The sequence below is a fragment of the Psychrobacter sp. A3 genome (assembly GCF_028823565.1).
GTDB classification, from domain to species: Bacteria; Pseudomonadota; Gammaproteobacteria; order Pseudomonadales; family Moraxellaceae; genus Psychrobacter; species Psychrobacter celer.
On the sequence record NZ_JAPEHS010000011.1, the window covers coordinates 36,396 to 47,052 of the forward strand.

Genomic DNA, 10,657 nt, shown 5'->3' on the forward strand with positions numbered 1-10,657 from the left:
TACATCTGCCTCCTTGCCAAATAGACAGCCAGATACTCAGTCGCCAAACAGTCATTCACCACAGCCTTCTGCCATCCGCCCTGCTAAGATTGACTGGCAAATGGATGACACGGGCAATCAGGTACCGGTATCTGGTGAGTTTGGTGATGTGTATTTTTCCCATGCCGACGGTCTCGCAGAGTCGCGCTACGTGTTTTTGGCACACAACCAACTCGCCGAGCGCTTGGCAAACCTTGCGCCAATGCAATGCTTTAGCATCGCGGAGTTGGGACTCGGCACAGGGCTAAATTTATTGGCAACGTGGCAGCTCTGGCGTGCGCTGCGTGACATGCATCCGCACTTAGCCACAGCGAAGCTGCATTTTATTACCACAGAAAAATTCCCGATACCGCTCACGGATCTTACTCAAATTTTAGCCTTATGGGCACAGCGTGCGCCTGAGCTGGCCGAGCTGATTGAGCAGTTTTTGGCCGCTTATCCGCCGCTCATCGCAGGCTGTCATCGCTTGCGTTTTTTTGATGACAACTTAACGGTCGATATATGGTTGGGCGATGCTGCGGATAGCTTAACCAAATTGGCATCAGGGACGTACCTAACGCCAGCGCCTGCTGTCGATGCTTGGTATCTGGACGGATTTGCGCCGTCGTGCAACAGCACCTTATGGGCTCAAAATATCTTTGCACAAATTCAGCGTCTCTCCCGCTCTGGCACAACCGCGGCCACTTATAGCTGCGCCGGCATCGTCAAACGGGCGCTACAGAGCTGCGGCTTTGAGATCCAAAAAGTCAAAGGCTTTGGCCGCAAGCGTGAGATGCTCACTGCCATCATGCCAGCGCCAGTAAGCGATGAGATATCTGGCCACACTGATAACCGAGCGGCTGACCACCAAGCTATAGATAATGGCCATAGTATCGTCATTGGTGCTGGCATCTCAGGGCTGATGATGGCGTGGACGCTGGCCAATCGCGGTGTCCAGGTGACCTTGCTGGATAAAACGGCACCGTTGGCAGGGGCGTCAGGCAATCCGCGCGCCCTACTCGCGCCCAAAATGACGCCCATCCATCATGTCGACGAGCATCTGCATACTATCGGCTATCTCTATAGTAGCAGACTATATCGAACGCTCAATGACAAGGCTACGCAGCAGCAGCTAGCGCCAGTGCTTGAGCCGACAGGCGCGCTCGATTTGCTGATAAAAGCCAATATCGGCACCGAACAGATTGCAGATTATCCCAATGAGATGGCGACCACTTTATCTCATGAACAAGCCCAAAGTATTAGCGGACTAACCGCGCAAGACTTAACAAAAAACTTATATTTACCACAGTCTGGCTTGGTCAATCCGCACGCCTTAAAAGACGTCGTTCTGACGCATCCGCTCATCCACTTTCAGCAAATAGACGTTTACGATATTAGCGAGACGGCGCAAACCACTACGATTAAAGGTAATGATCAGGCAAACAACACCGTCTCTCTTGATGCTGATAACGTAGTGATTTGCGCCGCATTTGAGAGTCATAAGCTAGATCGACGCATTTTTGATTGCCGTAAAATACGCGGTCAGCTCTCTTGGTTTACGCCGACCGCCGCTGAGCTTACAAACTTACCGAAAGTACCACTTAAATACAGCGGTTACTGTACCCCCTTTACCGCGCACGCTGGCGATAACGAGTTAAACGATGTGGTAGAAGGTACAACACATTTATTGTTAGGGGCGAGTTTTGTGCGTAATGACACAGGCACCGATATCCGTGATGAAGAGCATCAGATTAGCCGCGACAAGCTCGTCACTGCCATTCCTGAGATGGACAGTCTCATTCCGACTGACACCAGCGGATGGCACGGGCGTGCTGGCATTCGTACGCAAACGCCTGACTATCATCCAATCGTTGGGCCGCTAGCCAACAGCGAGCGGATTTGGACAATGAGTGCAATGGGCGCAAAAGGCTATGCATTAGCCCCCATATGCGCTGAAACATTGGCAGATATGATGCTCGGCTCGTTTGCACCGTTGTCGGCAGCGATGCAAGCACGCCTATCGCCCAATCGTACCCGTTTGCAAACACCGCTCACTTAATATCATTTAGGATGATATTTATGTACATCAAAACAACGCTTTCGACGATTCATATTATCTTGTGATATCTTTATTTAATATTCATTCCGACAATGAGATAAGCATCATGAGCTATCATCAAACCACCCTTAAGCTACCTGCCTACGCGCGTGGCATCCATGTCATCACGCCTATCATCGAGGAAGCCATTGCTCAGCTCATACCGTCCAGCGCCAAAGCGGGGCTGGTTCATTTGTTTTTGCAACACACGTCAGCCAGTCTCGCCATTAATGAAAATGCTGACCCAGATGTAAGGTTGGACACAGAGGATTGGCTCAATAAAATCGCCCCAGCCGATCAGCCAGAGTACCGTCATACCTTAGAGGGCTCCGATGATCTACCCGCGCATCTCAAAAGCATAATGATAGGTGTCAGTTTAACCATTCCTCTGATAGATGGTGTCTTGGGTTTGGGGATGTGGCAAGGGGTTTACTTATGTGAGCACAGAGACTTGAAGGGTTATGGCGGACAGCGTAAGCTGGTTATTACAGTCAATACGTAATACTATATAGTGATGAGATGGCAGGCTGACCCTTGCAAATTGCCACATTGATATAGCGCGCTATTAACGGATAAACCTGACTATGAAAACCTGTTTACCAAAACGGCTCAGCTTTTTGAACGCTAACACTTACTGCCTCAGTGCACCTGCTATTTTTTTGAGTGTGTTTTTGCTGACTGCCTGTCAAGAAACGCCAGAACCCGAAGAATCTGCCGAAACACCATCTGAAACGTCAACACAGACAACGCCAGTAACGACAAATATCAATGTCAATGTCAATGAAGCGGCAGATGACAGTATAGAGGAGGTACCGAACTCAGCGCAGACTGCTACTGATTCAGAGCGCGATGTGAGTTTGACTGAACTGGAACAAGACCTTGAAGAGACTAAAACGGCATCAAATAACGCTGTAACCCCTAGTCCAGAGCAAGCCATTAAAGGCGCACAAATCACCGATGTGCGTTATATAAGCGCAGCTGGCGAGTCATTATCCGTCACTTTTGAGACCTCGGCGGCGGGCGTACTCAATGCCATCGTCACTCGCCCCAATCAGCCAAAGTTGACACTCAGCGCACCAGAAGGCCAAGGTAACAACCCCACATATCGCTCAGCTGACGGTAACGTCCAATTAGTGAGTCATGTAGGTGGCGGTACCATTGATCTTATCCAAAACAATAAAGTCACTAGCTTTGATGCAGTCAGTGCTGAAGCAGAAGTCGTCACTGAGTAAATTATCAACTGGCAACTTATTAAAAGACAAATGCCTTAAGCCTCTTAAGAATACTCTTAAGAATAATATTTTAAGCAATAAAAAAGGCGGCACACGACCATAACGTGTGCCGCCTTTTTTATTGCTTATTTTTAGCCAAAACCCGTTGTCTTGCCAAATACCTCGACCAACCAACTCATAAGCGCCCACAGCCCCCACGCGATCATCGCGATGACGATAAGGCCGAGAATATCGGGAATGTGCAGATACACCCAAGCCACAATAGGATTACGCCAAAAGCGACTTTGCTGCTGCTTGCCTTCTAACGATTGATGCAAAAACGGCCGATCCATATGCATGGTTTCGGTGATGCCATATTCATCGTGTAGATGCTCATGGACGATGCCCAAGGTCTTGCGGCTGGGACGCATAAAGATATCCAGCAATGTGCCGATACCAGGGACGATACCGACCACCATATCGATCAGCGCCAGTCTCACTGCAGGCGTCATCTTATGTGCTGGTACGCCTAATTGTCGGCCTAAAATAAACGCATAACTGGTCAATATCAGTCCGGCTATATCACCTGCTAGTGGAATGGTGGAGAGCGCGGCATCAGCGCCCATGCCTTGCTTGGTAAATGGCACCCGCACCAACGAGTCCATGGTGTTGGCAAATTTGGCCAGTTTACGCTCGGTGGCGATGACTTGCTCGCGTGTCAGTCCCTGCTCAGCAAGTTTTACCTGATAATCGACACCTGAGCCATTTGTATCAGAGGGTTTCTTTGATTTAAATCTCGGTAACTTCTTAAATTTATCCATTGAAGGTCGTCCATATACAAGCAATTGCAATAAGCGCAAAAACATAGCGTCCGACCCAGATATTGGCTAAGAATGCTTGAAAGCAAGCCTGCGCATTGCGAGTGGCACAAGCGCTGTTTTGCTTAGCAAACATCATCGCCACCAGCGCTAGGCCAAATACTGGCGTGATGTCAAGCGACGTCGGTGCAAAATAATGCCACATCACCACACCCATAATGAGCAAAAATAGCATCTGTAGCAGCGAGATGATAACGACATCATAGCGGCCAAAGAGTATCGCTGTGGATTTAACCCCAATTTTTAAATCGTCCTCACGATCCGCCATGGCATACTGGGTATCGTAGGCCACCGTCCAGCACATATAAGCGATAAATAGCAGCCAACACCAGATGTCAGGCGCGCCTTGTATCGCGACATACGCCATCGGTATCGCCCAGCCAAACGCTGCAGCCAAAAACACTTGCGGCAAATGGGTATAGCGCTTCATAAAGGGGTAAATAAAGGCCAATATGACCGCCCCTAACGACCAATAAAATACTGCGATAGGTAAAAAAAACAATAAACTGGCACTGAGTAAGACAAGTATCACAAAAGCTGCGATGGCTTCTTTGGCAGACAAGCGGCCATCTGCTAATGGTCGGCCTTTGGTACGAGACACATGACCGTCGACCTTGCGATCGGCAAAGTCATTAATCGCGCAGCCTGCCGCCCGCATAAAAATCGCCCCGAGCGCGAATAATACAAATACTTTTAGGCTGGGCAAGCCTGCCGTCGCTCCTTGCTGCTGCGCCTCACCCATCGCCGCCAGCATCACGCCCCATAGCGTCGGCCAAAGTAGCAGCTCTATACCGACTGGTTTATCAAAACGGGTCAATTGCAGGTAGGCATGTAGTTTGTCTGAAAATGTCATGGTATTTTAATTATCATCAATAAAAAGTTAGGTAGCCAGCTTATGTGCTCGGATAAATTTACTGGATCTGCTGCCATAATTTATTGGCTTCGATCAGCGACAGCTCAGGATATTTTTTTCGCAGCGCTTTTATAGCCGCGATGTCACCTTTGGCAGCATGCTGACGTAGGCAGGCCAAATAAGCTTGTGTGCCTGTTTGCTCACGTAATCGTGCTTTTAGTTGCAGTATCTGTGTGCGTAGCGCGATGTTGTATAACAGTAGGCCCGCGCCCATGATCCATATGACTAACGTTGACATCCCTACTCCTAAACTCATTAACTCTAAACACTCAAGCGGATTAACTGAGTCCATTCATCCTAATAACAAAACGTCTATCACACAAAGTAACCATCAAAGCGCACCGCTTCGTTATGCCAACTCTCATTGGGCTGTTGATTGGCAAGTGACGGTGCAAGCTGTGGGCGCTTTACCACCACGCGGCCTTGTTTGTCACTATCTCTAACAATAGCTTGCGCATGTTGTAGCAGTTGGCGCTCTTCGTCCAGTGTCGGCGGGCTTGCCAACTGGTGCAAGGCTTGCATATGCTTGCCGACTTTAGCACCTTTGCCAGTCTTGCTGTCTTGGTAGCTGTCTTCTGGAAACATCGGATCTAGATAGACCACATCGACGGCTTTAGTCGCACCTGTCATATCAACTGGTAAAGTGGCAAAGTAGCTGAGCGCATCGGTGTTGATGATGTGTAGACGGCTCATCAGCTTTTGCCAATTGGGCTGTGCACTCATCCGCTGCTGCTCTACCAACAATAGCAATGCCATCAACGGCTGCTGCTCAAGCATGGTGACTTGAGCACCGGTGCTGGCCAATATCAAACTGTCATGACCAAAGCCCGCCGTGGCATCGATAACCCAGCTCTCTGCAGTAATTTTTGCCGCTTGCAATAATAGCTCAGACTTACGCCCAGCACTGACCACACGGCGTTGCAGTTTATCCCATTCAGGCGCCACACTGAGCCCATCACTGAGCCATGATAGCTTGTCTTTTGCATCAAGCAATAAGATAGGACGAGCAAAGGTTTCGCTTAATTGCTGGCGGCGTTTTTGTGTGAATTTCTCCAGTGAGAGCTCGGTCTCTAAAACGATTGGCAGTTTATGTTCACTCATCAACGACTGTAGGCGCTCAATCTGTGATTGTTGGCTGTCATTCACATAAAACAATTGGCAATGTACAAAAGCCTCAGAGTCGCTATACGCTTGACGCACATCTGTCATAATCACCATCCTTTTTGCCGCTTGATTGGAACCTCTAGTATCATAAATAACTTGACCAATTTACCCTGCCATTTGATACCCAAAACCCCAAGCCGCTATCAATACAATAACACCCGTAATAATGCGCAGCCACGCAAAAATAGTAAAATCACGGCGACTCACCCACGCCACAAGCAGGCGAATACAAAGAAGCGCGACAACAAATGATACGATGGTGCCAATACCGAGCACCACCCAATCTTCACTGCTAGCCAGTACCTCATGATGCTTCGCTAAATCAAGCAAGCCTGCACCAACGATCACTGGGATACCTAAAAAGAAAGAAAACTCTGCCGAAGCCTTGCGCGAGACTCCAAGCCATAGCGCCCCAATGATCGTCGATCCTGAGCGTGACGTGCCTGGTATCAGAGCCAAACACTGAAATAGGCCAATCATCAACGCCGTTTTCATACTGATATCTTCTGCCTCTTTTGCAATGATTGGCTTAGGGCGTTTTTCGACATAAAAAATCAGCAGACCACCGATGATAAGCATGATAGCGACTGTGATCGGATTAAACAGATAAGTCTTAATCTCATCGGCAAAGGTAAAGCCCACCAGCATCACCGGAATAGTGGCGACAATCAGACTCAGCCCCAGCTGCCGTGGGTTGCTCATGCCAGCGGCCTTGCCAGTCAGCAGACCCATAAACGCTTGCCACAGCCTGCCCCAGTAGTCATAAATGACCGCCAAAATCGCACCGAGCTGCACCACCACCACAAACAAATCGACTTTTTCTTTGGTCCAAAAACCCATCACATCTGCAGATAAAATCAAATAGCCCGTACTAGAGATGGGTAAAAACTCAGTGATACCTTCCACGATACCCATAATGACGGCTTGAACGAATAAAAGTATATCCACAGTAACTTTCCTAAAAACAGACTGGCCCAAAAACAGGCTGAGCTCAGAACAGACCGATTGGCTGTCCTATGTTGACGTTGGTTTTATATTGATTCATGCTCACAAAGTATTCAACAGTTATGCCTTACCTTGCTCTTTGAGGGTTTTCCAAGCTTGATTGCGCAGATATTTTGGTAGCGCTTGCGCCGCCTCAGTACCGCCAATGTTTGCAAACTGTGCAATGCCAAGCTGCCCGATGACGACAGCATCTGGCCAAATATCGTCATGACACATTTGCTGATCCTGTAACGCTAATAGCGGTGCGCCATTCCCTGCGATAGGCAGGTTAAAGGCTGTCTGACTATCATAATCTAAAAGCTGCTCAGTACTATCGCTATCGTCGGCCACTACTGGCTGCATGATATGGCGTCCTGCCTGATTGTCTGATATTAGCTCGTACTGTCCAAAATAAACTTGTTGCATACGAGCATCAAGGGCACTATAAACCTCTGTCACACCATACTGCTGATACGCGCATTGGGCAATGGCCTGCAGGCTTGAGACCCCAACGCAAGGCAAATCATGCGCCACAGACAACGCTTGCACCACGGCGGTATTGATACGTATGCCGCTAAACGCGCCAGGGCCACGGTTAAATATCAGCGCCTGTATATCAGCAAGCTGCAATTGCGCCTCGGATAATGCCGCATCAATCATTGGTAATATTTGCTGGGTTTGCTGACGTTTGCCGCTCTCTGTATGAGCGGACAATACCTGTCCACTGGCATCTAAAACGGCGATCGAACACTGATCAAACACGGTATCCATTGCTAAAAACATCACAACCTCAATTTTGTCGCTCGGCACAAAACTTATGCCCTAATAAATCAGCGCCTATCATAGCATTTAGGATAGGCAAGTTTTATGAATTTCTACGTTTTTCATACTTTCTTTATCAGTACCAACCCACGCTTGGCAAACATAAAAGACCCCAAAGCCGTCACAGCTTTGAGGTCTCTTTGATGGTCGTTATACTTGCCGTATTTATAATACTGACGACAATACTAACGACCATGCCTGCCAACCAAGGCTTAAAAGCGCGTTTTGAACTTTTTGGGCGCTTGGTTTTGTAGCTCTTGCATCTGCTTTTGCATCTCTTCGGTGCTCGGCATGTTGTTTGGATCTAGCCCCATTTGCTTTGCCATCTGTGCAGGATTCACGTCTTTAGCGCCGCCTTGCTGACCACCGCCAAACAGTGGACCGCCGCCAGATCCGCCGCCACCCATCAAGCCTTGCATCGACTTCATCATTTTACTGATGCCTTCTGGCTTTGAGATCATTTTCATCATCTTTGCCATTTGCTTGTGCTGCTTTAGTAAGCGGTTGACGTCTTGAATCTCACGCCCAGAGCCTGCGGCAATACGGCGCTTGCGGCTTGGGTTGATCTTATCTGGGTTTTTACGCTCAAACGGCGTCATAGAGTTAATCAACGCCTCCATTTCACGTACTTTTTCTTCAGGTTTGGCATCCTCGACCGCTTTTTGTATGTCTGAGCCGCCCATACCTGGCATCTTGTCCAAAAAGCCTGCCATGCCGCCCATGCTCTTCATTTGCTGAAATTGAGTCAACAGATCCTCAAGGTCAAAATCGCCGCCCTTTTGTATCTTTTTCGCCATTTTTTCGGCTTTATCACGGTCGATTTTTTGTTCGACTTCTTCGACCAGACTCAGTACATCACCCATACCGAGGATACGCTGGGCGATACGCTCAGGATGAAAGAGCTCTAAGGCGTCCAGCTTTTCGCCGCGACCCAAAAACTTAATCGGCTTGCCTGTGATGGCACGTACAGACAACGCCGCACCGCCGCGCGCATCACCATCGGTCTTGGTGAGGATAACGCCTGTCAGCGGTAGCGCATCATTAAAGGCTTTGGCAGTATTGGCCGCATCTTGACCCGTCATCGCATCAACGACAAACAACGTCTCAGATGGATTGACCGCAGCCGTTAATGCCTTGATCTCATCCATCATGGTGTCGTCAATGTGCAAACGACCCGCGGTATCGATGATCAAGATATCTTGGTATTGGATTTTGGCTTCTTCGATAGCGCGGCGGGCGATATCTATCGGGTTTTCATCGACACTTGAATTGACAAATTTAGCATTCACTTGCCCGGCGACTTGCTCAAGCTGCTTAATCGCGGCTGGACGATAGACGTCCGCTGAGACCAGCATGACTTTTTTCTTTTGCCGCTCTTGTAAGTACTTGGCAAGCTTACCTGCCGTGGTGGTTTTACCCGCCCCTTGTAGGCCGGCGAGCAAGTAAACGACTGGCGGCTTACCCGTCATCTCTAGTTGCTGATTGGCACTGCCCATCATTTCGGTCAGCTCGTCATGGACGATTTTGACAAAGGCTTGGCCCGGTGCCAGCTCTTTTAGCACCTCAGCACCCAATGCCTGCTCTTTAACACGTTTGACAAAGTCACGGGTGACAGGTAGCGCCACGTCAGCCTCTAGTAATGCCATGCGCACTTCGCGCAGCGTGTCTTTGATATTGTCTTCAGTCAGTTGTCCAGATCCTACGATATTACGTAGGCTCGACGATAAGCGTTCTGTTAAGGTATCAAACATAAATAACTCTCAGTTAAAATAATACAGTTAGAATAGTTGTTCGTTAAATCAGCGCTTAGTAAACCAGTTAACCGATTTATCAATAATATCAGGGTGTCTGAACATATTAAGGGATGCTTTTAGCACAAGCCCTTATGAGATGGCCACAAAAAACAGCAGATAATCCTTACTATACCATTAAGACGATACGGTACTTATGGTCGTTTTGCAGGGGTTTAAACCCTCTTGCTGCGGATAATGCGGCCACCAAGCATTTATCAAGAATAAGTAAGATGGTGCTCAATTGCCACCCATTTTATGATAAATTGGAGGATTATTCTAATCATTCCGATAATACCACTTTGGTGACACATTGAGCGGTCATGTTGCGCTCAGTATGAGATGAGGTTTTATAGCTGTGCACTTTGCATTCTTACTTGCTAGCCTGACTTATATAGCGGTCAGCGTTTACATCGGTTGGGCGCTGATTGCTGATAAACCTATCTACAAAGGCCGCAGTCTAGGCTTATTGCTGCTCGGGATGGCCGCGCATGCCGCGCTACTTTATCCATCTGTGGTGACGTTGTATGGCCTAAATTTTAATTTGTTTAACGTCATCAGCCTGATCAGCTTATTTTTCTTGTGTTTTTATGTGCTGTTTAGCTTGTATCGTCCGATTGTCAGCCTCGGCATCTTGGCGGCGCCGACCGCGCTGGCAGGCATGACCATCGGCTATGTCGGCCGTGTCCCCTATCAGCCCATTACCGATATCAGCCTCGGGCTTGAGGCCCATATTTTACTGTCGCTGGCGGCCTATTGTGTGCTCTTGATGGCGGCGG

10 protein-coding genes and 1 pseudogene are annotated in these 10,657 nt (G+C 48.5%); 4 read left to right on the top strand and 7 right to left on the bottom strand.

From position 1 onward, the window contains the following. Positions 1-100: 100 nt before the first annotated feature. From mnmC to NK638_RS03300, 3 genes are all read left to right on the top strand, one after another. Complete coding sequence (gene mnmC, locus NK638_RS03290) at positions 101-2,077, top strand: FAD-dependent 5-carboxymethylaminomethyl-2-thiouridine(34) oxidoreductase MnmC (RefSeq protein WP_274631939.1); 1,977 nt, start codon at positions 101-103, stop codon at positions 2,075-2,077. Positions 2,078-2,183: 106 nt separating this feature from the next. Continuing rightward, on the top strand, positions 2,184-2,618 hold the full coding sequence (locus NK638_RS03295; RefSeq protein ID WP_274631932.1) for a secondary thiamine-phosphate synthase enzyme YjbQ: 435 nt from the start codon (positions 2,184-2,186) through the stop codon (positions 2,616-2,618). A gap of 115 nt (positions 2,619-2,733) precedes the next feature. Continuing rightward, positions 2,734-3,348 (top strand): hypothetical protein, encoded by a 615-nt coding sequence (locus NK638_RS03300; protein ID WP_274631933.1) that lies wholly within the window; start codon positions 2,734-2,736, stop codon positions 3,346-3,348. Positions 3,349-3,479: 131 nt separating this feature from the next. Here NK638_RS03300 and NK638_RS03305 read toward each other — a convergent pair whose 3' ends face one another. The 7 genes from NK638_RS03305 to ffh form a co-directional block, all read right to left on the bottom strand. Next, on the bottom strand, positions 3,480-4,148 hold the full coding sequence (locus tag NK638_RS03305) for a DUF4112 domain-containing protein (protein WP_274631934.1): 669 nt from the start codon (positions 4,146-4,148) through the stop codon (positions 3,480-3,482). Beyond that, positions 4,141-5,058, bottom strand: coding sequence for a 4-hydroxybenzoate octaprenyltransferase (gene ubiA / locus NK638_RS03310; protein ID WP_274631935.1), 918 nt, complete (start codon positions 5,056-5,058; stop codon positions 4,141-4,143). Before ubiA ends, NK638_RS03305 begins: the two co-directional genes overlap by 8 nt. 58 nt (positions 5,059-5,116) lie before the next feature. Further along, positions 5,117-5,356, bottom strand: a complete 240-nt coding sequence (locus tag NK638_RS03315) for a hypothetical protein (RefSeq protein ID WP_192996043.1) — start codon at positions 5,354-5,356, stop codon at positions 5,117-5,119. A gap of 77 nt (positions 5,357-5,433) precedes the next feature. Continuing rightward, positions 5,434-6,327 (bottom strand): class I SAM-dependent methyltransferase, encoded by an 894-nt coding sequence (locus tag NK638_RS03320; RefSeq protein ID WP_274631936.1) that lies wholly within the window; start codon positions 6,325-6,327, stop codon positions 5,434-5,436. A gap of 60 nt (positions 6,328-6,387) precedes the next feature. Next, positions 6,388-7,230 carry an undecaprenyl-diphosphate phosphatase gene (locus tag NK638_RS03325; protein WP_274631937.1) on the bottom strand — a complete coding sequence of 281 codons (843 nt, stop codon included), beginning with the start codon at positions 7,228-7,230 and terminating at the stop codon, positions 6,388-6,390. A 117-nt stretch (positions 7,231-7,347) separates the two neighbouring features. Beyond that, complete coding sequence (tsaB, locus tag NK638_RS03330; protein ID WP_274631940.1) at positions 7,348-8,049, bottom strand: tRNA (adenosine(37)-N6)-threonylcarbamoyltransferase complex dimerization subunit type 1 TsaB; 702 nt, start codon at positions 8,047-8,049, stop codon at positions 7,348-7,350. Positions 8,050-8,300: 251 nt separating this feature from the next. Then, entirely contained in the window at positions 8,301-9,839 is a 1,539-nt protein-coding gene (gene ffh / locus NK638_RS03335; RefSeq protein ID WP_201583708.1) for a signal recognition particle protein, read from the bottom strand. 397 nt (positions 9,840-10,236) lie between these two features. On the opposite strand from ffh, the pseudogene NK638_RS03340 reads away from it, so the two are divergent. Beyond that, positions 10,237-10,657 (top strand): annotated as a pseudogene (locus NK638_RS03340) (cytochrome C assembly protein); the annotation flags it as partial.